This is a genomic window from Oleiphilus sp. HI0117 (genome assembly GCF_001635235.1).
On record NZ_LWGA01001400.1, the window covers coordinates 1 to 772 of the forward strand.

At 42.1% G+C, this 772-nt stretch carries 1 protein-coding gene; it reads right to left on the reverse strand.

The genetic code is table 11. The features are described 5' to 3' along the window. Nucleotides 1–29 precede the first annotated feature (29 nt). On the reverse strand, nucleotides 30–623 hold the full coding sequence (locus A3757_RS23740; RefSeq protein WP_068553552.1) for an SIS domain-containing protein: 594 nt from the start codon (nucleotides 621–623) through the stop codon (nucleotides 30–32). Nucleotides 624–772 lie beyond the last annotated feature (149 nt).

The following is a 772-nucleotide window of genomic DNA, read 5'->3' on the forward strand; positions in this document are numbered from 1 at the left end:
AAGAGAAAGCCTGTTCTAGGCTTTCTTAACTAAAATGCGCCACCAAAAAGTTGATTTTCGATTTGGTGGCACATGGCATTAACTGCCATAAGTTGAGCTTCCATCGCTCGCGCTACCGAATTGGTGTTTAGCTGGATTTCAACATCCTGTCCCTGCTTTATCGCAGAAATTTTCCCATCTTTATGACCGATAAGTGTGATTACCTTGATGTCCTTTTCGTGCGCGGTTTGAATTGCTTGAACAATATTGCTGCAGTTGCCATCGATAGATAGTGCAATCAGGGTGTCTCCTTCGAAACCAATGGCTCTAATTTGCTTGGCATAGCTAAGGTTGTAATTGCCGTCCTTCGCAATAGCAGAAATAGTTGTGGAATCGATAGAAATATTGATCGCAGGAAGGCTTGGGCGTTCGAATTCCTGTTGGTTCATTAAGCAGGTTGTTAAAAGGCTTGCGATTGGTCCAGATAGACCGTTCCCGCAAATAATCAGTTTTTTATCGCTCAGAAGTGTCTGTGTAATTAGGTTGCAAGCTTGCTCCAGGTTTTCACTAAGTGCTTCAAGGTTTGCTGCGGCAGAATCAACAGCTTCACATAGGTAGTTTGATAGTGGTGATAGTTCGGACATTTCTAGTTAACCGTTTTAGGTGATTTAGGTAATAAACTGAGCTCAATAAGATGCATCGAATGCAGCTTTGTGCCAATGAATTTGCTCGGATAAGCTGTTCTCTTTCTGGCTGATAGATATAACATCAAATCGGCATGGCATATTCCATA